The sequence below is a fragment of the Micromonospora echinospora genome (assembly GCF_900091495.1).
GTDB lineage: Bacteria > Actinomycetota > Actinomycetes > Mycobacteriales > Micromonosporaceae > Micromonospora > Micromonospora echinospora.
In genome coordinates this window covers 6,897,447-6,922,714 of the sequence record NZ_LT607413.1, presented here as the reverse complement: position 1 = coordinate 6,922,714, position 25,268 = coordinate 6,897,447, and the positions used below count along the sequence as shown (strand labels likewise).

The window sequence follows — 25,268 nt, the reverse complement described above, 5'->3', positions numbered from 1 at the left end:
GCGAGAGGTCAGGAATGCCACGTCGTCACCAGCCGCGGACGTTCGACCTGTGGGGGGTCCCCTTCGACGGGGGCTCCACCCTGGGTTGGCCGGGTTCGCGCTACGCGCCCGCCCGGGTCCGCGAGGCACTGGGCTGGATCACCCAGCGCATCGAGAACGGTGCCATCTACTCCCTGGACAGCGACTCGGTGCACGAGGTCGGCGACGACCTGCTGCGCGACCGGGGCGACGTGGACGTCGTCGGCCACGACATCCACGCCACCCTCGACGCCTGCTCCGCCGCCGTGGCGGACTCGCTGCGGGAGGGCCGCTCGCCGATCGTCATCGGCGGCGACGACTCGGTCCTCTTCCCCTGCGCCCGGGGAGTGCACGAGGCCCTGCCCGGACGGGTCGGGGTGATCCACTTCGACGCCCACCTCGACCTGATGGACCACAACCGGTACCAGGGCCGGGTCAGCCAGTCCAGCGGCATGCGCCGGAGCCTGGAACTCGACCGGATCAACGCCGACGACTGCATCCAGGTCGCCGTCCGGCACTTCAACTTCCCGTCCTCGGCGACCTTCAAGCGCACGTCCGGCCTGCCCCACATCACCGCCCGGGAGTTCCAGGCGCTCGGCCCGGTCTCCGCCGTCGAGCAGATCCTCGACCGGGTCTCCGGCGCCGACCACCTCTTCCTCTCCTTCGACATCGACGCGATCGACCCGGCGTTCGCCCCCGGAGCCGGCGCGCACGAACCCGGTGGCCTCACCTCGGGTGAGGCGCTGGAGGCCGTCCGGCTGCTCGCCCCGCACTGCGACGCGTTCGCCGTCACCGAGGTCAACCCGCTCACCGATCACCCCACGTCGACCACCGCCACGCTCACCGCGTACCTGTTGTTCCACTTCGCCGTCTTCGGCGCCGGAGGAGCCCGTCGATGACCACCGACCACGACCACCAGGGATTCCGGGCCACCGGCGTCCGGTTGACCGAGGAACAGCTGCCGCACCTGCGCAGCCACCGCACGGAACTGCTCGGCGACTCCCTGCCGGCGATCCACGCCTTCGACAAGGCCCACGCGGTGATGCTCACCGAGCAGGGCCTGCTCGACCCGGCCACCGGCCGGGCCATCGTCGCCGCCCTGCGGGAGATGGACGTCCGGGGTGTCGCCGAGACCCGGATCGCCGCCGGTGGCGGGATGCACTCCGGCGAGCAGTACCTCACCGCCACCCTCGGTCCGGACACCGGCGGCCGGATCCACCTCGGCCGCAGCTCCGGCGACCTGATCGAGGTGGCCCGCCGGATGACGATCCGCTGGCACCTGCACGCGCTCCTGCCCGCCCTGACCGACCTGCGGGGTGTCCTGCTCGACCTGGCCGACGCGCACACCGACACGGTGATGCCCGGCTACACCCACGGCCAGCACGCCCAACCGACCACGTTCGCGCACTGGGCGACCATGTTCGAGCAGGCCTTCGCCCGGGACACCGAACGGCTGTTCGGGCTGTACGGCCGGCTCAACCTCTCGCCGGCCGGGGCGGCCATCCTCACCGGCAGCGACCTGCCGGTCGACCGGCACCGGGTCGCCGACCTGCTCGGCTTCGACGCCCCGCTGCCGCACACCATGGACGCGATCCTCAGTCACGACCTGGAGATGGAGACGGCGGCGCTGCTCGCCACCACCGGCGCCACCCTGGCCCGGCTCGCCGACGACCTCTACCTGTGGTCGACGTCCGAGTTCGGCTACGTGGAGCTGCCCGACCGGTACTGCGGCACGAGCAGCATCATGCCGCAGAAGAAGAACCCCGACGCCCTGGAGGACGTCAAGTCGGTCGCCACCCAGGCCCTGGCGGCCCTGGTCGGGGTGATCACCGCCGAACGCGGCCCGACCGGCTTCCCGATCCTCGAACGCCGCTACTCGCAGCAGGCGCTCTGGTCGATGTGCGGGTCGATCTCCGGCAAGCTCCGCGACTGCGCCGGGATCCTCGCCGACCTGCGCGTCGACCGGAACCGGCTGGCCGCCCAGGCGGGCGCCCACTGGGCCCAGGTGACCGACGTCGCCACCGCCCTCGTCCGGCACACCGGGCTCGACTGGCGGCACGCCCACCAGGTCGTCGGCGTCTTCGTCCGGCTCGGCATCGAGCGCGGGGTGACCGCCCCGGCGGCCACCTGCGCCCTGCTCGACGACGCGGCCCGGCAGGTGCTCGGCCGCGACAGCGGCCTGACCCCGGAGCAGTTCGCCGAGGCGATGGACCCGCACGCGTTCGTCGTCCGGCGGACCCTCTACGGCGGCCCGGCACCGGAGGCGGTCCGACGGGAGGCGGCCCGCTTCGCCGAGCGGCTCGCCGCCGACCGGCAGCACGTCGGCGACCTGCGGCAGAGGGTCGCCCGTGCCGAGGCGGCCCTGGAGGCGGCCGTCGACGACATCCTCACCCGGGACGACCCACGATGATCCGCACCGCCACCCGGCGCGAGTACCTCATGTGCCCGCCGGCCCACTTCGATGTCACCTACTCGATCAACCCCTGGATGGACCCGGCGGTGCCGGTCGACCGGACCCGCGCGACCGCCTAGTGGACGCGGCTGTGCGAGACGTACCGCCAGCTCGGCCACACCGTGCACCTGGTCGACCCGGTGCCCGGACTGGTCGACATGGTCTTCGCCGCCAACTGCGGCCTGGTGCTCGACTCCCTGGTCTACGGCGCCCGGTACCGCAACGTCGAACGCGCGCCCGAGGCTCCCGCCTACCGGGCCTGGTTCACCGCGGCGGGGTTCCCCAGCGTCCGACCGTCCGAGCACGTCAACGAGGGGGAGGGGGACTTCGCGGTCACCCGGGACCTGGTGCTCGCCGCCAGCGGCTTCCGCACCGAACCGGCCGCGCACGGCGAGGCGCAGGAGTTCCTCGGCCGGCCGGTGGTGTCGCTGTGCCTGACCGACCCGCGCTTCTACCACCTGGACACCGCGCTGTTCGTCCTCGACGACGACACCGTCGCCTACTACCCGGCGGCGTTCTCCCCGGGCAGCCGACGGGTCCTGGCGCACCTGTTCCCGGACGCCCTGCTGGCCACCGAGGCCGACGCGCTCGCCCTCGGGCTGAACTCCGTCAGCGACGGCGCGAACGTGGTGGTCGCGCAGGCCGCCACCGACCTGATCGCCCAACTCGCCGCCCGGGGCTACCGGCCCGTCCCGGTCGACCTGTCCGAGCTGGCCAAGGCCGGCGGCGGGGCCAAGTGCTGCACCCTGGAGATCCGCCGATGAGCATCCGAACCGAGGCCGCCGACCGGACCCGCACCCGCGCCGCGATCAGCCGGGAGGAGGCGGTCCTCGCCCACAACTACCACCCGCTGCCGGTCGTCGTCGCCCGGGCCGAGGGAGCCTGGGTCACCGACGTCGACGGTCACCGCTACCTCGACCTGCTGGCCGGATACTCGGCGCTGAACTTCGGTCACGGTCACCCGAGGCTGCTCGCCGCCGCCCGGGAGCAGTTGGCCAAGGTAACCCTGACCAGCCGCGCCTTCCACAACGACCGGCTCGGCCCGTTCGCGGAAAAACTCGCCGCGCTGGCCGGAATGGACCTGGTCCTGCCGATGAACACCGGCGCGGAGGCGGTGGAGACCGGGGTCAAGGTCGCCCGCCGCTGGGCGTACGAGGTCAAGGGTGTCCCCGCCGACCGGGCGACCATCGTCGTGGCCGCCGGCAACTTCCACGGCCGGACCACCACGATCGTCAGTTTCTCCACCGACCCGCAGGCCCGGGCCGGGTTCGGTCCGTTCACCCCCGGCTTCACCGTGGTGCCGTACGACGACCTCCCGGCCCTGGAGGCCGCCGTTGACGAGCACACCGCCGCCGTGCTCATCGAACCGGTGCAGGGCGAGGCCGGTGTGGTCGTTCCCGCCGACGGCTACCTCGCCGGGGTCCGCCGGATCTGCACCGAGCGGCGGGCGCTGTTCGTCGCCGACGAGATCCAGTCGGGGCTGGGGCGGACGGGCACGACGTTCGCCTGCGAGGGGGCCGGTGTCCGCCCGGACGTGTACCTGCTCGGCAAGGCGCTCGGCGGTGGCATCGTCCCGCTCTCCGCCGTGCTCGCCGACCGGGCCGTCCTCGGTCTGCTCCAGCCGGGTGAACACGGCAGCACCTTCGGCGGCAACCCGCTGGCGGCGGCGGTCGGCGAGGCCGTGGTGGACCTGCTCGGCACCGGCGAGTACCAGGCCCGGGCCCGCCGCCTCGGCGCCGTCCTGCGGGAGGGGCTCGACGCCATGATCGGCGACGGCGTCACCGCCGTGCGCAGCGCGGGCGCGTGGGCCGGCATCGACATCGACCCGGCCCTGGCCAGCGGGCGGCACGTCTGCGCCGCGCTGGCCGGACGGGGCGTGCTGGTCAAGGACACCCACGGTTCCACCATCCGGATGGCACCCCCGCTGGTCGCCACCGACGACGACCTCCGGTGGGCGCTGGACCAGCTGCGGGACGTGCTGGCGACCTGCCGCGCGACCGTCACCGGCCCCGGCCGGGCCCGGTGAACGTCGGAGGCTGACGGCACGCCGGCCGCCGCCCCGCCGAAGTGGCGGGGCGGCGGCCGGGTTCGCGAACGGCGGTCTGTCGGTTGAACGGTGGTCAGTCGGCCTGCCGGGCGGCGCGCTCCCGGTCGGCGTCGGCGTCGGCCGCGCCGACCGGAACACCGTCACCGTCCCGGTTAGCCCCGGTCAGGTCGACGTCGGCACCGGCCCGGGCGGCGTCGGCCGCCGCGTCGTCCGCGCCGACGATCGCGTCGGTCGGCTCAGGACCGCTGCCGTCGTCCTCGTTCCGCAGGCCGGTGGCGGCCAGTGGTAGTGCCGCGTACCTCGGGTCGCTCATCAGGTCCTCCTCGGCGTCCGGTTGCCCTGGTGCTACCCAGGCCGGGCCGTCCCGAACCGGCACGGGTCACTCCCCGACGGCGGTGTACCGGTAGCTCTCCCCGTCGTCCTCCTCGTCCGCCCGTGGGTCGGACACGTCCACCCGCACCCCGGGCAGGGCGGCCACCAGCGCGGCGGCCGTCTCCACGTCCAGGTAGTGGTGGTGCAGGTCGAGTTCGGTCAGGTGGGTCAGCGGCTGACCGGCCAGCAGCGCGGCGGCACCCCGCTCGCCGAGCGTGCCCAGCGACAGGTCGAGGCGTTCCAGCCGGGGCACCACCGTCGCGGTCGACAGCGCCTCGGCCAGGTCGTCGGCGATCTCGGCGTTGCGCAGCCCGAGGCGGCGCAGCGCCGGGAAGCGCTCGCCGGCCAGCAACGGGGCCAGGTCCGTCACGTCCGTGGTACCGCCGTAGTCAGGGGTGCCGAGCCACAGCTCCAGGTCGGTCAGGGCGGGCAGCTCCGAGTCGAGCACCGCCCGGGTGAACGCCGCGGACAGCCCGCCGGTCTCCACCGCCAGCTCGCGCAGCCGCTCGTGCCTCACCGGCGAGAAGGTGAGATCCTGACCGCCCCGGACCCGCAGCACCTCCAGCTCGGGGTACGCCGTGAGCAGCGGGCTGACGTCACCGACCCGCATCCACGAGACCTCGCACTCCTCGGAGGTCATGTCGCCGAGGAAGAGCGCCCGCAGCGCCGGCAGCCGGGGTGCCGCCGCGCAGAGCTGCGCGATCGGGGCGACATTGAACGCCGCGTACCCCCAGGGGCCGATGACCAGCGACTCCACCGACGGCCCGACCTCCGCGAGGAACTCGTCGAACGCGCCGCGGAACGGCTCGGACGGGGTGTACCCGGCGGAGGTGTCGAACTCGTTGTGGGAGAACCGCCAGGACACCGGGGTGTCCAGGGTCGGCAGTGGCTCGTCCCGGGAGACGTCGACCACCGGCCGGCCGGCGAAGGACTGCGCGTGGTTGACGAAGGTCATCGCCGGTCACTCCCCGACGGCGGTGAAGCGGTACTCGCGGCCGCTGTAGACCTCGACCTTCCGGGCGTCCGAGAGGTCGACGTCGACACCGGGAAGCGCGGCCACCACCCGCTGCTGCGCCTCGTCGGACAGGAAGTGGTGCGTCAGGTCGAGCCGGCGCAGGTGGGTCAACGACTGCCCGGCCAGCAGCGCGTCCAGGCCGTCGTCGGTGAGCACCCCCATCGACAGGTCGAGCACCTCCAGCCGGGCGACGACCGGGGCGTCGGCGACCGTCCGGGCGACCACGTTGGCGATCTCGCTGTTGCACAGGCCCAGGTGGCGCAGCGCCGGCAGCCCGCCGCCGGCCAGCAGCGGGGCGAGTTGCTCGGGACCGGTGCTCGCGCCGTAGTCCGTGCGGCCGAGCCAGAAGACCAGTCGTTCCAGCGCCGGCAACTGCGACTCGCCCACCGCCTGGACCAGCGGGCCGGGCAGCCCGCCGGACTCGAAACGCAGCTCCCGCAGCCCGTCGTGCCGCACCGGGCTCAGCATGAGCTCGTTGCCGCCGCGCACCCAGAGCGTCTCCAGGGCCGGGTAGGCGGTCAGCAGGGGGGTGATGTCGGCCAGCGTCAACCAGGAGATCTCACACTGTTCGGAGACCAAGTCGGCGAGGAAGATCGCGCGTAGCCCGGTCCACTCGGTCGCCGCGTCCACCAGCAACTCGACCGGCAGCGCCCGCTCGTACGCGCTGCCCCACTCACCGACCACCACCGCCCGGACGGCCTCGGCGGGCACCGTCGTCCGGAACGTCGCCACCAGGTCGGCGAACTCCTCGGGCTCGGCCTCGAACTCCTCGACCTCCAGCCTCCAGGCCACCGCCGACGGATCCTCCGGCAGGGGCTCCCCGGGGGTGAAGAGCCGCACCGGTAATCCGGCGAACGACGACGCATGCGAGCTGATCACGACAACCTCCGGTCGGGCGGGTAGGCCAGCGGCGCGACGCTAACAGTCCCGACCGACAACGTGATCAGTGGTGGCTCCTCCGCTCGCCGGTGCCGTCGGTGTCCGTGGCCCGGTCCGGCGGTCGGCGCGTCGTGGCTCATTCCGCTTCGCAAGGCGGTGCAAGAAGCTGGAACATTTTGCGGGGACGCTACGCCGAAGGCTCGTCGTACGTCAACCATCCTCCCGGGCATCGGGACGCCGGCCCATCAGGGGGATGCCACCCGTCTCGCTTACGCCCAGCACCTTGCCGGAATGACCGGGGTCCTATGTGGCGGCCATGTTGCGGGTAGGTTGCGAAAAGTCGCCGCAAGGTCTTGCAAAGGTTTCATCGATCCTTCATTGTTCTGCTACACGGACGGCCGTCCACTCTCGCCAGCGCCTCTTCGACCCCGGAAGAAGGTCCTCGTGCCATGGAACGTCTGAGATCACCCCTGCGCGGCCCCGCCGGCCGTGTCCTGCTCGCCGCCGCGCTCGTCGTCTCCGCCGCCACGCCGGCGGTCCTGGCGGCCGTGCCCGCGACCCCCGCGCGGGCGGCCGTCACCCTGAACGACAGTGAGGTCACCGCGAACCTCTGGGAGTGGAACTGGCCGTCGGTCGCGGCCGCCTGCACCAACCACCTGGGCCCGGCCGGGTACGGCGCGGTCCAGGTCGCTCCGCCGCAGGAGTCGGTCAGCCTGCCGAACAGCCCCGACGGTGTGCACCCGTGGTACGAGGTCTACCAGCCGGTCTCCTACAAGCTGGAGAGCCGGTTCGGCAACCGGCAGCAGTTCGCCGCCATGGTCAACGCCTGCCACGCCGCCGGGGTGCGGGTGTACGTGGACGCGGTGGTCAACCACATGGCCGGCACGAACAACCCGGCGGGCAGCGTCGGGTACGCCGGCACCCAGTTCTCCGGCTACAGCTACCCCGCCGTGCCCTACGGCAACGGCGACTTCCACCGTCCGGGCGACAACTGCCCGACCAACGGGACGATCAACGACTGGAACAACGAAGCCCAGGTCACCAGCTGCGAGCTCCTCTCCCTCTCCGACCTCTACACGGAGAAGGAGGCCGTCCGTAACAAGATCGCGGCCTACCTGAACGACCTGATCGGGCTCGGTGTCGACGGTTTCCGGGTGGACGCGGTCAAGCACGTCAGGAAGGACGACTTCGCGGCCATCGTGGGCAAGCTCGACAACACGGTGGCGGAGAACCGGCGTCCGTACGTGGCCCAGGAGATCTTCGACGGGGCCAGCAACGACGCGCTCAAGGCGCGGGCGTTCATCGGCAACGGCGACGTCCTCGACTTCGCGTACGCCAAGGGGATCCGGTCCGCCTTCCAGGGCTCGATCTCGGCCCTGGCGAACATCCCGAGCTGGAACCTGGACGCGCCGAGCGCGAACGTCTTCGCCATGGTCACCAACCATGACCTGGAGCGGGACGGGGTCGTCCTGTCCTACAAGAACGGCACCGACTACGTCCTGGCGAACTACTTCGCGCTGGCCTACCCGCACGGCAAGCCGTCGGTCTACGACAGCTTCTCCTGGACCAACCGCAACCAGTCCCCACCGCACAACGGCAACGGCTACGTCACCGACACCGTCTGCGGCAGCGCCTGGAACTGCCTGAGCCAGACCACCGGCATCAAGGGCATGGTCGGCTGGGCCAACGCGGCGCGGTCGGTCAAGACCGTCTCCGACTTCACCACGGTCAACAGCAACGTCATCGGCTTCCACCGCGGTGACCGGGCCTGGATCGGCATCAACGACTCCGGCACCGCCACCAGCGCGCAGTTCGTCACCGGTCTCGCCGACGGCGAGTACTGCGACGTCATCTCCGGCGGGGTCGGCGGTTCCGGCTGCACCGGCACCCGGGTCGCCGTCTCGGGTGGACGGGCCACCGTGAACCTCCCGGCCAACAACGCGGTCGCCATCCACGTCAACGCCCGGCCCACCCCCGGAGTCACCGTCAACACCACGTTCACCGCCACCGCGTCCCTCGGAGCCGGACAGACCCTGCACCTGGTCGGCAACACCGCCGCGCTCGGTGGTGGCAACGCCGCCAACTCCGTCGCCCTGACCGGCAGCGGCAGCACCTGGACCACCACCGTCGCGCTGCCGGCCGGCACCGCGATCTCCTACCGGTACCTGGTCAAGAACGGGTCCACGGTGGTGGGACAGGAGGCGACCGACCGTGGTTTCACCACCCCGGCCAGCGGCACCGCGACCCGGACCGACACCTACGTCCCCGGACCGGTCGGCGACACCGTCGAGGCCACCTTCACCGTCACCGCCTCCACCACCGCCGGCCAGGGTGTCTACCTGGTGGGCAGCGTCCCCGCGCTCGGCTCCTGGGCCCCGGCCTCGGCGGTCCAACTGACCGCTCAGGGCGGCGTCTTCCGGGGCGTGGTGCAACTGCCGAAGTCCAGCACGGTGGAGTACAAGTTCCTGAAGAAGACCACCTCCGGCACGGTGACCTGGGAATCCGGCGCCAACCGGAGCCTTTCCACCCCGGCGGGCGGCAGCGTCACGGTCACCGAGACGTTCCGGGGGGACACCGGCACCTCGACGGTGGCCACCTCCTTCCAGGCCACCGCCACCACCGCCTGGGGCCAGAACGTCTACGTGGTCGGTAACGTCGCGGCCCTGGGCTCGTGGAATCCGGCCAACGCGGTGCCGCTCTCCTCGGCGGCCTACCCGGTGTGGGGGGCCACGGTGAACCTCCCACCGAACACCGCGGTGGAGTACAAGTACCTCAAGAAGAACGCCGACGGCACGGTGACCTGGGAGGGCGGCGGGAACCGCAGCTTCAGCACCTCCTCCGGCGGCACCATCACCCGCACCGACACCTGGCGCTGACGCGTCACCCTCACCACGGCCGGTCCCCCGAGACGGGGGCCGGCCGTCGGGGTGTCGGTGGGAGCGTGTCCAGCGAAAGGTTGACAGGGTTGAATGCGGGTTCGTACCGTCTGCGGGGAAAGCGCTTTCACCCTCCGTCGCCACCCCCACCCCCGGAGGTACGTCCACATGCGTCCGTCCCGCCAGCGTCGGCTGGCCCTCCTCCTGTCGGCGGTGCTCGCCCCCGCCGCCGCGTTCGTGGTCGGGCTCGCCGCGACCGCCTCCGCCGCCACCGTGTTCAGCGACGACTTCTCCGACGGCGACACCGGCGGCTGGTCGAAGTCCGGCGGCAGTTGGGCCGTCGTCACCGACGGGTCCCCGGCCGCCCGGCAGTCCAACGCCGGCAGCGAGAACGCCCGGCTCTTCGCCGGCAGCACCAGTTGGACCGGGTACACCGTGCAGGCCCGGGTGAAGCCGCTCAGCCTCGCCGCGAACGGCCACGTCGGCCTGCTGGCCCGCGCGGGCGGGTCGACGACGTACTACCGGCTCGCCCTGCTGCCCGGCGACCGGGTGCAGTTGCAGGCGGTCAGCGGCGGTTCGGTGACCGTCCTCGCCACCGCCTCCCGTCCGGTCGTCCCGGGGACCTGGTACACCCTCTCCGTCGAGGTCGCCGGCACCACCGTCCGGGGCAGCGTCGACGGGACGGTGATCGGCCAGGGCACCAGCACGCTGTCCAGCGCCGGCCGGATCGGCCTCCAGACCGCGTACGCGTCGGCGACCTTCGACGACGTGGTGGTCAGCACCGGTGGCGGCACGCCGCCGACCACGCCACCGCCGACCACCCCGCCCACCAGCGCGCCACCACCGACCACGCCACCCGCGACCACCCCGCCGCCGACCACGGCGCCGCCGCCCTCGGGCACCCTCTTCGTCGCGACGAACGGCGACGACGCCAACCCGGGCACCCTGGCCCAGCCGCTGCGCACCATCCAGCGCGCCCACGACCTCGTACAGCCCGGAGGCACCATCGCGGTCCGGGGCGGCACCTACGCCCCGAGCGTCACCATCAAGATCCTCAAGGACGGCACCTCGTCGCAGCCGATCACCCTCACCAACCACAACGGCGAGCGTGTGGTCATCGACGGCGAGAACATGCCGTACACCCCGGGGGCCGTGGGCTCCTCCATCCCCCGCTCCGACCGGGGGGCGCTGCACGTCGAGGGCGACTGGTGGCGGTTCGTCGGCCTGGAGATCGCCAACGGTCCGTACGGCATCTTCGGCGTCGACACCAACAACGGCCGGTACGAGCGGCTGGTCACCCGGGACAACTACGAGTCGGGCCTGCACATCCAGGGATCCTCGTCCGGCAACCAGATCATCGACCTGGACAGCTACGGCAACCGCGATCCCCGCAAGAACGGCGAGAGCGCGGACGGGCTGGCGATCAAGGAGGGTTCCGGCACCGGCAACGTGGTCCGGGGCGCGCGGCTGTGGCGCAACGCCGACGACGGCTTCGACGCGTGGCTGTTCCTCTCGCCCATCCTGATCGAGAACAGCGTCGCCTACGACAACGGCTACAACTACTGGAACCTGCCTGACTACACCGGTGACGGCAACGGCTTCAAGAACGGCGGCGGCAACGACCCCCGTCCGGCCGTCAACCACGTCACCCGCAACAGCATGGCCTGGGGCAACTCGGCCGGCGGGTTCATCGACAACGGCAACCCGGGCTCGCTGGTGTTCGAACGCAACACCGCGTGGGACAACGGCAAGGCCGGTTTCGACGTCTCCCGTTCGACCTCCACGGTCAACCGGAACCTCTCGGTCGGCAACACCACGAACGTGTCGCTGGGCAACTCCACCGGGTCGAACAACTCGTGGAACATCGGCGGTACCTGGACCTTCGTGAGCACCGATCCGGCCACCATCACCGGTCCCCGGTCGGCGGACGGGTCCATCCCGAGGTCGACCTTCCTGCGTCCGGCCAACGGCGCGGACGTGGGCGCCCGGCTCTGACCGCACCCCGCACGGCGCTGCCGGCGGTTCCTCCGCCGCCGGCAGCGCCGCCCACCTCGGGTACGGGCGGCCGGTCCGACGCCGGAGCCGGTCGTACGGGCGTCGGCGGGTCACGCGAGGCGCCCCCCGCCGACGTGTCGGGACCTCTACGGTGGTCAGCCGGAGCCGTTCCTTCAGCCGAGGAGAGCCGATGGCCGACCCCCGCCACCGACGCGTCCCCACCCGTCCCGGGGCGTCCACGACGGACGGCGCGGGACGGTGAGCGCGACGGTGCCCGTCGTCATCGTCGGTGCCGGTCCCACCGGCGTGACGGCCGCGCTGCTGCTCGCCGGGCACGGCGTCCGGTCCGTGCTCCTCGACCGGTGGGCGGACGTCTATCCCCGGCCCCGGGCCGTACACCTCGACGACGAGGTCTACCGGATCCTGCACCGGATCGGTGTGCACGAGCAGTTCGCCGCCATCTCCCGGCCGGCCGAGGGGCTGCGGTTGCTCGCCCCCGACCACCGGGTCCTCGCCGAGTTCCGCCGGGGTACGGCGGCCGGCGTCCACGGTCATCCCCAGGCGAACATGTTCGACCAGCCGGAGTTGGAACGCCTGCTGCGTCGCCGGCTGGCCGAGGAACCGCTGGTCACCCTCCGCGGCGACGTCGAGGTCACCGGCGTCGACCCTGACGGCGACGGACCGGTGCGGGTGCGTCTCGTCGACCGCGCCTCGGGAACGGAGGAGACGCTCTCCGCGCGGTACGTGCTCGGCTGCGACGGCGCCAACAGCACCGTCCGGCCGCTGATCGGCTCCACCATGCGCGACCTCGGCTTCGCCCAGCGCTGGCTGGTGGTCGACGTCGACACCGACGCCGTCCTCGACGCGTGGGAGGGCGTGCACCAGGTCTGCGACCCGCATCGCGCCGCGACGTACATGCGGGTGGGGCGGCGGCGGTACCGGTGGGAGTTCCGGCTGCTGCCCGGTGAGACGGTCGCCGAACTCTCCGCGCCGGAGACCCTGCACCGGCTCGTCCGGCCCTGGACCGGGGAGGTGCCCTTCACCGCGCTGACCGTGACCCGCTGCGCCGAGTACACCTTCCGTGCCCAGGTCGCCGACCGGTGGCGGGCCGGGCCCGTCCTCCTCCTCGGCGACGCGGCCCACCTCACCCCGCCCTTCATCGGCCAGGGCATGGGCGCCGGCCTGCGCGACGCGGCCAACCTGACCTGGAAGCTCGCCGCCGTCCTCGCCGGCAGCCTGCCGCAGACCGTGCTGGACAGCTACGAGGCGGAGCGGCGGCCACACGTCACGTCGTTGATCCGGCTGGCCACGGTGATCGGCCGCGCGATGACCGAAGGGGGTGAGATCGGCAACCTGCTCCGCCGGGTCGTCGCCCCCCGCCTGGCCTACCTGCCCGGATTCCGGGCGAAGGTCCTGGACAGCGCGACCCCCCCGCTGCCACGGTCGGCGCTGCGTCAGCGTCGCCCGTCGCCACGCAGTCTGCACGGCCGGCTCTGCCCGAACGCGCTCCTCGGTGACGATCGCCGGTTCGACGACGTGGTCGGCCCCTGCTTCGCGGTGGTCACCGTCCGGGCACTGTCGACGGAGGTGGCCGGGGCGGCACGGCGTCACGGCGTGGTGCCGGTGCCGGTCGACCCGGCCTCGGCGCTCGGTCGCTGGCTGCGGCGGGCCGGGGTCGACGCGGCCCTGGTCCGTCCCGACCGGACGGTGATGACCTCGGGTGACGACGTTGCCGCTCTGGTGGCACGGGCTCCTCGCGTCCGCTGCGCCGACCTGCCACCGGTCACCTCCTGACCACCCTTCCCGCCCACCCCGTCCCGGGTCGGGCGAGAGGGCCGGTAGCCCTCGATCCCCGCCTCGGCCTGCGCTTCGACGGCCGTCAGGCTAATTGGCAACAGTGTTGACAAAAATACTAACCATCGACATGCTTCGCTAGAGAGCGCTCTCTCATCCGCCGGGTGGAAGCGGTGCCGCCGGTGTCCGCCGTCAGCCGTGGGCGCGTCCGGCGTCGCCCGGCCGGACACCGCGCCGCGCCTGGCGGCGGCCGACGGCACGCCGCCGCCCGGACCGCTCCACCACGCGAAGGAGATCCCCGTGCCCCGATTCCGACTTCCCCCACGAGCCCGCACCCTCGCCCTCGCCCTCGCCGCGGTGGTGGGGTTCACCGCGGCGCCCTTCCTGCCCGCCGGTGACGAACCCGCGCAGGCCGCGATCGGCGGCATCACCTGGCAGGACGAGTTCAACGCCCCGGCCGGCACGCCCGTCGACCAGAGCAAGTGGCGGTTCGACATCGGCGGGCACGGGTGGGGCAACAACGAGTTGCAGTACTACACCAACAGCACCAGCAACGCGGTGCACGACGGCCAGGGCAACCTGGTCATCACCGCCCGGCGGGAGAACCCGAACAACTACCAGTGTCACTACGGCCGGTGCGAGTACACCTCGGCCCGGCTGCTGACCGCCGCGACGTTCACGCAGGCGTACGGCCGCTTCGAGGCCCGCATCAAGATTCCCCGGGGGCAGGGCATCTGGCCGGCGTTCTGGATGCTCGGCAACGACTTCGGCAGCGTGGGCTGGCCGAACTCGGGCGAGATCGACATCATGGAGAACATCGGCCGGGAGCCGAACACCGTGTACGGCACCATCCACGGGCCGGGCTACTCGGGCGGTGGCGGCATCACCGGCAGCCGGACCATCGGTGCCCCGCTGGCCGACGCCTTCCACACCTACCGGGTGGACTGGGAACCCAACTCGATCATCTGGTACCTCGACGGGGTCGAGTTCCACCGGGTCGACCCGAGCCGCCTCAACGGCAACCGCTGGGTCTTCGACCACCCGTTCTTCATGATCCTCAACGTGGCGGTGGGTGGCAACTGGCCCGGCTACCCGGACGGCACCACCCGGTTCCCGCAGCAGATGCTGGTCGACTATGTGCGGGTCAACGGCTACACCTCCGGCGGCAACCCGCCCCCGGGCACCACCCGACTCCGGGGCGTGGGGAGCGGACGCTGCATCGACATCCCCAGCGCGAACCCGATCGACGGTGCCAAGCTCCAGATCTGGGACTGCAACACCACCGTCGCGCAGCAGTGGACGTTCGCCGCCGACGGCACCGTCCGGGCGATGGGCAAGTGCATGGACCCGGCCTGGGCCGGCACCGCCAACGGCACCGAGGTCAACCTGGTCACCTGTAACGGAAACCCGGCCCAACGGTTCACCCTCAACGCCGCCGGGGACCTGGTCAACCTCAGCGCCAACCGGTGCGTGGACGTCCGGGACAACGTGACCGCCAACGGCGGGAAGCTCCAGCTCTGGGACTGCGCGGGCACGCCCAACCAGAAGTGGACCCGGTACTGACGATCCCTGGCTCCGGCCGGCCGACGTACGGTTCCGGCCGGCCGGACCAGCACCCCCGCGCGGGGCCAGGGGCCGTGCCGTGGCGCTCGGAGACGTCATCTCGCCGCGTGCCGCAAGAGAATCAAGGGTGCGGGACACCAGGTTCCGCCCCCGTGGACCCTGCTCGGCAGTGGTGTCGCGCATGCGGGTGCAGAGCAAAGGGCGCGCGCGGGGTGTCGGCCAGCCATCACCGGGTCACCCACCGTGAGAATCCACCAACACTTTGACCACGGACACGCGGCGTGACCACAAGTGACTGGCGGCCACCCGCCGGGCCGCTGGGCCGGGTAGTCACTCCCTTGCCACTCTCAACGTATAGCGCACCGGGGGGCTTGCGGCAAGACCCGGGTCATGCCGCAGAATCGCCGGCCGGAGCCCGAACCTGCGAGAAGCGGGAGTCGGTAAGTACGCGTCGTCGTCGACGTACGGGGCGTGCGGGGACATCGAGCCAGGGCCCGGAACACGATCGGAGCTGTTGCCGTGAACCCGCTGACCACCAGCGTGTTTGACCTTCCCGACCATCTCGCCGCCAAGGCCGACCCGGCGCTGATCGCCCACGACGAGCAGTACTTCGCGGTCGTCGCGGAGAGCCTCGAGCAGTTGATGGCCGATCTGTCCGGCCGCCTCGAAGCCGAACGCCGATCGCCGGGTGGCATAGGCCAGGGGGCGCTGGACCGGGACATGGAGATCCACCGGCTGACCACTCGTCTGCGCGCCCTGCGTCGCTTCGGTCTTGACCTGTGCCTCGGGCGCATGGTCAGCGCGGACAATTCCGAGCGCGGGTACGTCGGACGGCTCGGCCTCACCGACGGCGCGGGTCGTCGGCTGCTGCTCGACTGGCGCTCTCCTGCGGCTGCCCCGTTCTTCGGAGCGACCCACGCCAGCCCGATGGGTCTGGCAAGCCGCCGCAGGTACCGATGGACCCGTGGCCGGATCGGCGACTACTGGGACGAGGTGTTCACCCCGGACGGGTTCGACGGGCACGCGGCGCTCGACGACCAGTCCGCCTTCATCGCCAGCCTGGGCGGTCACCGGTCGGCCCGGATGCGGGATGTGCTCGGCACCATCCAGGCCGACCAGGACGCCATCATCCGCGCGGGATCCCGTGGCGCTCTCGTCGTCGACGGCGGTCCGGGTACGGGGAAGACCGTCGTCGCTCTGCACCGCACGGCCTACCTTCTCTACGCCGATCCTCGCCTCGGCCACCGCCGGGGCGGCGTGCTGTTCGTCGGTCCGCACCAGCCCTACCTGGCCTACGTCGCCGACGTCCTCCCCAGCCTCGGCGAGGAGGATGTGCAGACCTGCACCCTGCGGGACCTCGTCGCCGAGGGAGCCACAGCGGCGATCGAGACCGACCCGGACGTGGCGCTCCTGAAGTCGTCCGCGAACCTGGTGCGGGCGATCGAGGCGGCCGTCAGGTTCTACGAGGAGCCGCCCACCAAGGGGATGACGGTGACGACCGACTGGTCCGACGTCCGGCTGAGCGCCGACGACTGGGCCGAGGCGTTCGACGCACCGGACCCCGGCACCCCGCACAACGAGGCGCGTGAGCAGATCTGGGAGGAGCTGCTCACGATCCTGATCGACAAGCACGACGGCGACGAACCGGCTGACCAGCTCCGCAGGTCACTGCTGCGGAACACGGAGCTGCGTACGGCGTTCAACCGCGCGTGGCCGCTGCTCGAAGCGGCTGAGGTCGTCGGAGACCTGTGGTCGGTCCCCGCCTACCTGCGAAAGTGCGCTCCCTGGCTCAGCCCCGACGACGTCCGGAAGTTGCAGCGCGGGGACGCCCAGGCCTGGACGGTGTCCGACCTGCCGCTCCTCGACGCGGCACGGCGGCGGCTCGGGGACCCGGAGGCGTCCCGACGTCAGCGACGGCACGACGCCGCTGTCGCCGCCGAACGCGAGCGCATGACCAGGGTCGTGGACGACCTGATCGAGGCCGTCGACGACGAATACGGTGTGGGCCTGGTGACGATGCTCCGGGGCGAGGACTTCCAGGATGCCCTGGTGGACGAGACCGCGCTGCCCGACACCGACCCGGACCTGCTCGCCGGGCCGTTCGCGCACATCGTCGTGGACGAGGCTCAGGAACTGACCGACGCGGAGTGGCAGATGCTGCTGCTGCGCTGTCCGTCCGGGAGCTTCACCATCGTCGGGGACCGTGCCCAGGCCCGGCACGGGTTCACGGAGTCGTGGCGGGAACGGCTCGACCGGATCGGCCTCGACCAGATCACCGTGGCCTCCCTCGACATCAACTACCGGACGCCGAAGGAGGTCATGGCGGAGGCCGAGCCGGTCATCCGGGCCGTGCTCCCGGACGCCAACGTGCCGACCTCCATCCGCGGCGGCGACGTCCCCGTCGTGCACGGAAACGTTTCGGATCTGGGCTCGATCCTCGACGCCTGGCTCGCCGCGCACGCCGACGGGACCGCCTGTGTCATCGGCGATCCCACCTTCCGGGCGACGTCCCGCGTCCGGTCACTCACCCCGGCACTGTCGAAGGGGCTCGAGTTCGACCTGGTCGTCCTCGTCGACCCTGAAGCGTTCGGGGACGGCATCGAGGGAGCGGTCGACCGCTATGTCGCGATGACCCGAGCGACCCGGCAACTCGTCATCCTCGCCAGCTCCTGACGGTGGGCGGGATCGTAAACTTCCTCATCAGGTCCCTCACGGGGTAGGTTAGGGAGTGATGAGCGCAGAGATGTATTCGGTCGAGCAGGTGGCCGAGCGGCTCGGCCTGCACGTACGCACGGTGCGCGGCTACATCCGCAGCGGCCGGCTGCGGGCGGTCCGGATCGGCAAGCAGTACCGGATCGCCGGGGCCGACCTCGCCGCGCTGACCGGGCGACCGGCGCAGCCGCCCGGAGCGGGGGCGGTGGAGGTGTCGAGCATCGTGCAGGTCGACGGCGTGGACCGGGCGGCCGCCGACCGGCTCGGCACCTTTCTCCTGGCCGGAGCGAACACCGTTCGGGATCCCGCCCGGCCCCTGCGCATCCAGACCGTCCACGACGAGGAACGGAACCGCATGAAGATCGTGATACTCGGGGGTGCCGCTGCCACCGCCGATGTGCTGCACCTGGTCGAGGCGTTGCTCGACGGGGACAACGGCCTGCTCGCCGGGGAGGCCGACGATGCCTGACGTGGTGCAGGACCGGGCCGGCGTGGGGGTGCTGGTCTGCGACCCGGACGGTCCGCCGGTGGCCACCACGCAGGACGCGTTGGACCTGGTCGGCGCGGCCTTCCTCGGTGCTGAGGTGGTGGCCGTCCCGGCCAGCCGGCTCGACGAGGAGTTCTTCTCCCTGGGCACCCGTTTCGCCGGCGAGGTCATGCAGAAGTTCGTCAACTACCGGCTGCGGCTGGTGGTGATCGGCGACATCTCCCGGCACCTCGCCGCCAGTTCCGCGCTGCGCGCCCTGGTCCACGAGTCGAACCGGGGCGACCACGTCTGGTTCCTGCCTGACCTCGAGGCGCTCGACGCCCGGTTGCGCGCCACGGCCTGACCCTCCGCGACGGCGTCCCGACCCCGAGGGCCGGGACGCCGTCGTCTGCTCGCTGCTCGGGATCAGCTGGTGGGGAAGTTGTCCGGGGTGCGGATGCGGTTGCGCATGAAGGCGCCCGACTCGGTCAGCACCGCCGTGCCGGCGTACGTGTTGCCGTAGCAGGTGCCCGGCCGGAACGCGGCGCTGCCCTCGGCCTTGTCGGAGTAGGTCCAGTTGGCGTAACTGATCTTCAACCGGTCCAGCAGGTCCAGCCAGGCCGTGCTGCTGGCCAGGTCGACCCCGCCGTCACCGGTGTAGTCGACCGTGCCGAACTCGGTGACGAACATCGGCAGTCGGGCGGCGGCCCGCTCCAGCTCGGCCCGGTAGTTGTCCCGGTGCGAGGCGGCGTAGAAGTGGAACGCGTACATGACGTTGCTCGCGTTCACCGGGTTGTTGATGATCTCGGTGGAGTTGCCGCCCTCCGAGACGCCCAGCGACGACCAGGCCCGGGTGCCGACGACCACCACGGCGTCCGGGTCGTTGGCCCGGATGATCGGGATGACCTGCTCGGCGTAGTTCTTGATGGTCGACCAGCTCACGCCGTTCGGTTCGTTGGTGATCTCGTAGATCACGTTGTTCTTGTTCGCGTGGCGGGCGGAGACGGCGGCGAAGAAGGTCTTGGCCCGCTCCAGGTTGTACATCGGGTCGCCCGGGGTGAGGGTGTGGAAGTCGATCAACGCGTACATGCCCCGCTCGGTGGCCTCCTCGACCAGGTTGTTGACGCGGTTGGTGAATCCGGCCGGGTCGGTCTCGTAGCCGTCCTCCTGCACGTACATCGAGATCCGGAACAGGTCGGCGAGCCAGTCCTTGGCGAGCGCGTCCAGGGACGCGTCGTTGTAGCAGTGCGGGAACCACTGGATGCCGTGGGTGCTCATCCCGCGCAGCTGGATCGGCTTGCCGTACTGGTTGCAGAGGTTGGCCCCGCAGACGCGCAGCTGACCGTTGACGGCCACCGGCGTCTGCCCACCCGGCGGGGGAGTGGTCGGTGGTGGCGTGGTGGGCGGTGGCGTGGTGGGCGGCGGGGTGGTCGGGTTCGTGGCGCCGTTGCAGACCGTGCCGTTGAGGGTGAACGAGGTCGGCACCGGGTTGCTGCCGGTCCAGGTGCCGTTGAAGCCGATGCTCGTGCTGGCCCCGCTGGCCAGCGCGCCGTTGTAGCTCATGTTCCGCGCGGTCACCGCGGGGCCGGTCTGGCTGTACGTCGCCGACCAGCCCTGTCCGACCCGCTGGCCGGCGTCGGGGAAGCTGAAGCCGAGGGTCCAGCCGTTGATCGCGTCCCCGAGGTTCCTGATGCTGATCGAGGCGGTGAACCCGCCGGTCCAGCTGGAGGTCGTGTAGGTGACCTCGCAACCGGCGGCGGCGACGGCGTCCTCGGTCGGCAGGATCGCGGTCGCGCCCATGGCCAACGCGCCGATCGCGCCGGCTACGGCCAGCTGTCGCCGGAACGGACGTGGGATGTCTGTCATCGGAGGCATCTCATTCTGTTCGGGGGTGGGGGTGGCGCCGGGTCGCCGGTCCGGGTCTCCGGCGCGCGCGACGCGGTGTTGACGAGGCGTCGCGGGTTGCCCACACCCGTCCCGCCGGCCCGGACGACGCTCGTCGTCACGGCCGTGGACGGCGGCCACCGTCCCCGGTCGCGGGAGCGCTCCCACGGCAGCGTACGGGGGTTCGTAACCACCGTGCAACATGTGCATGTGTCGAAGTGCCGGGATCAGGGCAGCTGCCGGGTGCTGTGCCGGACCACCAGCGGCGTGGCGAGTTCGAGCCGGTGACTGCCCAGCTCCTCGCCGTCGACCAGGCTGAGCAGCATCCGGGTGGCCATCGCGGCCATCTCGGTCAACGGCTGGCGGACGGTGGTCAACGGCGGCACGGCCCACCGGGCGGCGTCGAGATCGTCGAAACCGACGATGCTCATGTCGTCCGGCACCCGCAGGCCTCGTTCGTAGAGGGCCTCGTACGCCCCCATGGCCATCTCGTCGGCGCAGGCGAAGATGGCGGTGGGCGGCCGGGTCAGGTCGAGCAGGGCGTTGGTCTCCCGGTAGCCGGAGGGTGCGGTGAAGTCGCCGGTGCGGACGTAGCCGGCCGGCACCCGGTGGCCGGCGGCGTTCATGGCCGCCCGGTAGCCGTCGACCCGGGCACGGCTGCACGGCACGGTCGGCGGACCCCCGATCACCGCGACCCGCTCGTGGCCCAGGCCGACCAGGTGTTCGGTGGCGGTGAGTCCGCCGGCCCAGTTGGTCGCGCCGACGCTGGGGATGTCGGCCGGCGGGTGGCCGGCCGGGTCGATGATGACCACCGGGATGCCCAGCTCGTCGAGCTGGGCACGCTGGCTGGGGGAGATGTCGGAGAGGACCAGCAGCACCCCGTCGCAGCGACGGGCGGCGAGCTGCTCGGTCCACCGGCGGTCGGGGCGGTTGCGGTGGCGTCCGTGCACCGCCGACACGATCACCCCGAACCCGGCCCCGTAGGCCAGCTCCTCCACCCCGTCGATGATCTGCATGGCCCACGGGTTGCCGAGGTCCCGGAGCACCAGGTCGATCAGGCCGGCCCGACGTGCCGGTCGGCTGGTGCGACGGACGGTGTACCCGCGTTCGTCGATCAGGGTCTGCACCTTCTGCCGGGTGGCCGCCGCGACGTCCGGGCGGCCGTTGAGGACCTTGGAGACGGTGGGTATCGACACGCCTGCGGCCTGCGCGATCTCCGCCAGCGTCGCCCGTTGCTGATCCACGGCATCTCCTCACCGGTCGGTCCGGCCGCAGCATATCCCGAAACTTTCGACGCTCACCGGTGCCCGGTTGGTCGGCGCGGCGGGTGGCGTCGGACGCGGGACGGCGCACACGCGAGGAACTCCCGGTGGGCGGGGGACCTCGGTCCCCGGACCGCCGGGAGTTCCGTCAGCAGCAAGGCGCCGGTGCCGCCGACCCTGCGACAGGGCCGGGTCCGGTCATGCGGTCAGTCGAAGGTGATCGTCCAGCTCTTGCCGTCGAAGACGGCGGTGGCGTCGGTTTCGCCGTCCGGGAACACCAGCGCGGTGGGACTGGTCAGGATGCTCTCGCTGACGACCGTGCCGGGCTTGTAGCTGCCGAACGCCAGGTAATAGGTCGGGGTGACGCTGAATCCGGCGCCGGTGTCCGACTGGGTGGGGACCACGAACGTTCCCGCCCCCGACATTCCGATGCCCACACTGCCCTGGTCGGGCGAGCCCGAACCGGGGACCGAGTCGTCCTGGTTGATGTCGAGTGATCCGCTGCCGGCCCCGGAGGTCGGCTTGCCGAATTCGAATCCGCCGTTGACGTAGGAGAGGGAAACGGTGTTTCCGTTGTCGAGGTCGGCGGGAATGATCTGCCCCGCGTCGTAGTTCACGCCGGGTTTGAGCGTGCCGGTCTGGCCCCAGACGAAGTTGTAGTCGATGGTCCACGAGAACGTGACCTCGGTGCCCGCGTGGCACATCTTCGACAGCCAGGCCAGGGAGTGGACGTCTGACGGCTGGTTCGGCTGCTGCTGGAACACGATCGCGTTCTCGTCGTCGATCTCGGACTTGTTGACGATCGTGACGCTGTACGCCGTACCGGCGGGAGCGGCGATGTCCCGGCCCTCTGGTGCCGTTTTTCCCGCAGCGTGCGCCGAGGGTGCCACCGCCGTGCCCAGCAGCGTCATGCCCAGGACCACGCCCAGGGCAGCGAGCCCTTTTCGCCGACTCGTCGACATTTCTTCCGTCATGCGTTTCTCCTGGAAACTCCGGGGCACCGCGGCGGTGCATGGGGAACGCAATCAACATCGTCGTCGACGGCTGCGTGGAGTCCTTATGCGGGACCGACCAAAATCCTAGGTGTGATTCATTGATGATCGCAATGGTAAGGCGCTCCGGTTGGTGAACAGCGGGAGAGTATTATGCAGGCTATTCTTGTTTTCAGTGCTGAAATAGCACAAATGAGTGAATTGCTGTCGGGTCGTGATCCGTACCCGTGGCCCCTGGCCGGGGGGTGTCGGGCGTCGCGGGTTCCGGCCCCCGGCGGAGGTCGAGTGCCGCAGGGGGCCGGTGGATCCGCTTGCCGCCGGCCCGGCATCCACCGGGCCGCGCGGCTCAGTCGACGTCGAAGACGCCCTGCCGGACCGCCTCGTTCCAGGTGACCTGGGCGATCTTGTTCTGCCCGCTGAGCGACGGGTGGAAGCCGTCGAGAATCGACAGGTCGGACGAGGTGAACGAGGTGTTGTGCACCGCGCCGTTGTCGTAGAACACGTTGCCGTGCTCCGCGGCGAGCTTGGCCAGCCGCTGGTTGTACTCGTCGACCCGGGCCTCGACCGCAGCGCGGCGTTCGTTCGCGGCGGAGGAGGTGTCGGTCGGGTTGGCCAGCATCACCGGGCAGATGCCGATCAGGGACCAGCGTGCCCGGATGAGGAAGTTGTCCCGGCCGATCCGGTAGAGCGACATCATGCTCGGCACCGAGGCCAACAGGACCCGCGTGTCCGGATTCTCGGCCCTGATGATGTCGAGCGCGCGCCGCACGTTCGCCTCGAAGGTGTCGGGCGAGGTGGTGCCGGCAGGAGTGGAGGCGTAGCAGATGTCGTTGCCGCCGATCAGGATGGTCACGTAGTCGGCGTCGGTGTTGGCAAGGGCGTTGGTCGCCTGGGTGGCCAGGTGCGTCGAGCGGTCGCCGCCCTTGGCGTAGTTGCCGCCGGTCATGTCGACCCCGTACGCCTCCAGCCGCCGCAGGTGCGAGTCGACAGCGGTGCTCGTACCGGTGGACCAGGAGTTCTGGGGTTGGGCGTTCTGGGTGCCGTCGGCGACGGCGGCCCGGGTGATCGAGTCGCCGAGCGCGACCATCCGTGCGCTGGTCGGCACTGCCGCGACCGCGGTCGACGGCACCAGCATCGTGGCGGTCGCGACCGTCACGATGCTGGCGAGGAGAGTCCGGTAGGACATCACGTGGGCTCCGGGGGTGATCGGAAGGGTTCGGACACCGGTGAGGGTAGAACTCGACGATCATCGTTGTCAGCAGTGGCGGATGAACGTTCGGAAACGTGGCGGACCGTCGACGACCGGGGCGTCCGCAGGGCCGGCGCGTTCGTCCCGGAGTGGTCACGGGCGGCCGGACGTCCGGTAACTCCGGTGCCTTCGGTGGCCGACCTCTGAGATGATCATCGGCGTGTCGCCCCAACCTGCCGCCCCGTCCGGTGGCCACGGCCCGGACGGTGCCCGATGACCGCCGGGTCGACCGACCGGCTCGTCGACGAGCACACGATCCTCCAGGTGGTCGTGGGCTCCCGTGCCTTCGGTCTGGCCACCACCGGCTCGGACACCGACCGGCGGGGCGTGTACGCGCTGCCGGCGGCGGCATTCTGGCCGCTGACCAAGCCGGCGACGCACCACGAGGGACCGCTGCCGGAGCAGCTCCGCTGGGAGGTCGAGCGGGTCTGCGTCCTCGGGCTGGCCGCCAACCCGAACGTCCTGGAGGTCCTGCACTCGCCCCTGGTGGAGACCTGCACCCCGCTCGGCGCGGAACTACGTGACCTCACCCCGGCGTTCCTGTCCCGCCGGGTCGCCGACACCTACCTGCGCTACGCCACCGCCCAGTTCGCCAAGGCGGAACGGGGCATCGAGCGGTCGGGCGCACCCGTGTGGCGGCACGTCATGCACCTGATCCGACTGCTGACCGCCGGCGGGCACCTGGTGCGGACCGGAGAGCTGGTGCTCGACGTGGGGGACGACCGGGACCGCCTGCTGGCGCTCAAGGCGGGGGAGCTGCCCTGGGACGAGGTCATGCGCTGGCGGGAGCTGCTCACCGACCGGCTGGTCGCCGGGCTGGAGCACAGCCCGCTGCCGGTCGAGCCCGACACCGACCGGGTGGACCGGTGGCTGGTCTCGGTGCGCCGCCGGTCCGTACGGGGGCTCGCGTGACCGGGCTGGCCGACGCCGGACTGCCCACCGGCGTGGACCTGGCGGCCGTGGTGGGGGAACAGCCGTACCCGCTGCTCTTCGCCACCGTCTCCGGCGCCCACCTGTACGGTTTCCCGTCCCAGGACTCCGACGTGGACTTGCGGGGCGTGCATCTGCTGCCGGTCGCCGACCTGATCGGTCTGGCCGAGCCGACGGAGACCCGGACCGCGATGTGGCACCGGGACGGCGTCGAACTGGACCTGGTCACCCACGACCTGCGCAAGTTCGTACGGTTGATGCTGCGCCGCAACGGCTACGTGCTGGAGCAACTGCTCTCCCCGCTGGTGGTGCACACCTCTCCGGCGCACGCGGCGTTGGTCGAGCTGGCACCGGCGGCGCTCACCCGGCACCACGGTCACCACTACCGTGGGTTCGCGGCCACCCAGCGACGGCTGTTCGACCGGACCGGCGAGCTGAAGCCGCTGCTGTACACCTTCCGGGCCCTGCTGACCGGCGTCCACCTGATGCGGGCCGGCCGGCTGCGCACCCACCTGCCGACCCTGTGGGAGGTCGAGTCGGCCCCGGCCTACCTGACCGACCTGGTCGCGGCGAAGCAGGCCGCCGAGCACGGCGCGCTCGGTGACGTCGTGCCGCGCGCCACGCTCGACCGGGACCTCGACGTGCTGACCGCCCGGCTGGAGCAGGCCCGGGAGGACAGCGCGCTGCCCGACCAGCCGTCCGGCACCCGGGACCTCGACGCCCTGGTGGTCGGGGCCCGGCTGGCGGCGTTCGCCGGATGAC

The 25,268-nt window shown here is 71.5% G+C and carries 19 protein-coding genes and 1 pseudogene; 13 read left to right on the top strand and 7 right to left on the bottom strand.

Features of this window, described 5'->3' with window-relative positions; genetic code table 11:
* The first annotated feature begins 14 nt into the window (after nucleotides 1-14).
* The 4 genes and pseudogenes from GA0070618_RS29420 (at nucleotide 15) to rocD (ending at nucleotide 4,496) form a co-directional block, all read left to right on the top strand.
* Nucleotides 15-917 carry an arginase family protein gene (locus GA0070618_RS29420; protein WP_088984541.1) on the top strand — a complete coding sequence of 301 codons (903 nt, stop codon included), beginning with the start codon at nucleotides 15-17 and terminating at the stop codon, nucleotides 915-917.
* Nucleotides 914-2,428 carry an argininosuccinate lyase gene (gene argH / locus GA0070618_RS29415; RefSeq protein WP_088984540.1) on the top strand — a complete coding sequence of 505 codons (1,515 nt, stop codon included), beginning with the start codon at nucleotides 914-916 and terminating at the stop codon, nucleotides 2,426-2,428. The genes GA0070618_RS29420 and argH overlap by 4 nt, the downstream gene beginning before the upstream one ends.
* A pseudogene (ddaH, locus tag GA0070618_RS29410) lies at nucleotides 2,425-3,234 on the top strand (dimethylargininase). Before argH ends, ddaH begins: the two are co-directional and overlap by 4 nt.
* The gene (gene rocD, locus GA0070618_RS29405) at nucleotides 3,231-4,496 is read left to right on the top strand and encodes an ornithine--oxo-acid transaminase (protein ID WP_088984539.1); all 1,266 of its coding nucleotides are present in this window, start codon (nucleotides 3,231-3,233) and stop codon (nucleotides 4,494-4,496) included. Before ddaH ends, rocD begins: the two are co-directional and overlap by 4 nt.
* Before the next feature lie 94 nt (nucleotides 4,497-4,590).
* Here rocD and GA0070618_RS29400 read toward each other — a convergent pair whose 3' ends face one another.
* The 3 genes from GA0070618_RS29400 to GA0070618_RS29390 all read right to left on the bottom strand — a co-directional run bounded on the left by GA0070618_RS29400 (nucleotide 4,591) and on the right by GA0070618_RS29390 (nucleotide 6,783).
* On the bottom strand, nucleotides 4,591-4,830 hold the full coding sequence (locus GA0070618_RS29400) for a hypothetical protein (RefSeq protein ID WP_088984538.1): 240 nt from the start codon (nucleotides 4,828-4,830) through the stop codon (nucleotides 4,591-4,593).
* 66 nt (nucleotides 4,831-4,896) lie between these two features.
* A complete protein-coding gene (locus GA0070618_RS29395) occupies nucleotides 4,897-5,844 on the bottom strand; it encodes an STM4015 family protein (protein ID WP_088984537.1) in 948 nt (315 codons plus the stop codon).
* A gap of 6 nt (nucleotides 5,845-5,850) precedes the next feature.
* Nucleotides 5,851-6,783, bottom strand: coding sequence for an STM4015 family protein (locus GA0070618_RS29390; protein WP_088984536.1), 933 nt, complete (start codon nucleotides 6,781-6,783; stop codon nucleotides 5,851-5,853).
* A 449-nt stretch (nucleotides 6,784-7,232) separates the two neighbouring features.
* Between GA0070618_RS29390 and GA0070618_RS29385 the strand changes: the two genes are divergently transcribed.
* The 7 genes from GA0070618_RS29385 to GA0070618_RS29355 all read left to right on the top strand — a co-directional run bounded on the left by GA0070618_RS29385 (nucleotide 7,233) and on the right by GA0070618_RS29355 (nucleotide 18,553).
* Nucleotides 7,233-9,659 carry a carbohydrate-binding module family 20 domain-containing protein gene (locus GA0070618_RS29385; protein WP_088984535.1) on the top strand — a complete coding sequence of 809 codons (2,427 nt, stop codon included), beginning with the start codon at nucleotides 7,233-7,235 and terminating at the stop codon, nucleotides 9,657-9,659.
* 168 nt (nucleotides 9,660-9,827) lie between these two features.
* Complete coding sequence (locus tag GA0070618_RS29380) at nucleotides 9,828-11,654, top strand: right-handed parallel beta-helix repeat-containing protein (protein WP_088984534.1); 1,827 nt, start codon at nucleotides 9,828-9,830, stop codon at nucleotides 11,652-11,654.
* 258 nt (nucleotides 11,655-11,912) lie between these two features.
* Nucleotides 11,913-13,448, top strand: coding sequence for a bifunctional 3-(3-hydroxy-phenyl)propionate/3-hydroxycinnamic acid hydroxylase MhpA (gene mhpA, locus GA0070618_RS29375; protein ID WP_088984533.1), 1,536 nt, complete (start codon nucleotides 11,913-11,915; stop codon nucleotides 13,446-13,448).
* Nucleotides 13,449-13,748: 300 nt separating this feature from the next.
* Nucleotides 13,749-15,011 (top strand): glycoside hydrolase family 16 protein, encoded by a 1,263-nt coding sequence (locus GA0070618_RS29370; protein ID WP_172900344.1) that lies wholly within the window; start codon nucleotides 13,749-13,751, stop codon nucleotides 15,009-15,011.
* 528 nt (nucleotides 15,012-15,539) lie between these two features.
* Entirely contained in the window at nucleotides 15,540-17,684 is a 2,145-nt protein-coding gene (gene helR / locus GA0070618_RS29365; protein ID WP_197701841.1) for an RNA polymerase recycling motor ATPase HelR, read from the top strand.
* 58 nt (nucleotides 17,685-17,742) lie between these two features.
* A complete protein-coding gene (locus GA0070618_RS29360; protein WP_231931499.1) occupies nucleotides 17,743-18,192 on the top strand; it encodes a helix-turn-helix domain-containing protein in 450 nt (149 codons plus the stop codon).
* On the top strand, nucleotides 18,185-18,553 hold the full coding sequence (locus GA0070618_RS29355) for a DUF4180 domain-containing protein (protein ID WP_088984530.1): 369 nt from the start codon (nucleotides 18,185-18,187) through the stop codon (nucleotides 18,551-18,553). Before GA0070618_RS29360 ends, GA0070618_RS29355 begins: the two co-directional genes overlap by 8 nt.
* A 62-nt stretch (nucleotides 18,554-18,615) precedes the next feature.
* On the opposite strand, the gene GA0070618_RS29350 is transcribed toward GA0070618_RS29355, so the two are convergent.
* The 4 genes from GA0070618_RS29350 to GA0070618_RS29335 all read right to left on the bottom strand — a co-directional run bounded on the left by GA0070618_RS29350 (nucleotide 18,616) and on the right by GA0070618_RS29335 (nucleotide 23,513).
* Complete coding sequence (locus GA0070618_RS29350) at nucleotides 18,616-20,055, bottom strand: cellulase family glycosylhydrolase (RefSeq protein WP_088984529.1); 1,440 nt, start codon at nucleotides 20,053-20,055, stop codon at nucleotides 18,616-18,618.
* A 245-nt stretch (nucleotides 20,056-20,300) separates the two neighbouring features.
* A complete protein-coding gene (locus GA0070618_RS29345; RefSeq protein WP_088984528.1) occupies nucleotides 20,301-21,317 on the bottom strand; it encodes a LacI family DNA-binding transcriptional regulator in 1,017 nt (338 codons plus the stop codon).
* A 224-nt stretch (nucleotides 21,318-21,541) separates the two neighbouring features.
* Entirely contained in the window at nucleotides 21,542-22,309 is a 768-nt protein-coding gene (locus GA0070618_RS29340) for a hypothetical protein (protein WP_197701681.1), read from the bottom strand.
* A gap of 364 nt (nucleotides 22,310-22,673) precedes the next feature.
* Entirely contained in the window at nucleotides 22,674-23,513 is an 840-nt protein-coding gene (locus GA0070618_RS29335; RefSeq protein WP_088984527.1) for an SGNH/GDSL hydrolase family protein, read from the bottom strand.
* Nucleotides 23,514-23,789: 276 nt separating this feature from the next.
* On the opposite strand from GA0070618_RS29335, the gene GA0070618_RS29330 reads away from it, so the two are divergent.
* Together GA0070618_RS29330 and GA0070618_RS29325 are read left to right on the top strand one after the other, a co-directional pair.
* Nucleotides 23,790-24,488, top strand: coding sequence for a nucleotidyltransferase domain-containing protein (locus GA0070618_RS29330; protein ID WP_088984526.1), 699 nt, complete (start codon nucleotides 23,790-23,792; stop codon nucleotides 24,486-24,488).
* 5 nt (nucleotides 24,489-24,493) lie between these two features.
* Nucleotides 24,494-25,267: a nucleotidyltransferase domain-containing protein gene (locus tag GA0070618_RS29325; protein WP_231931968.1), complete on the top strand. Its 774-nt coding sequence runs from the start codon at nucleotides 24,494-24,496 to the stop codon at nucleotides 25,265-25,267.
* The last annotated feature ends 1 nt before the right edge of the window (nucleotide 25,268 follow it).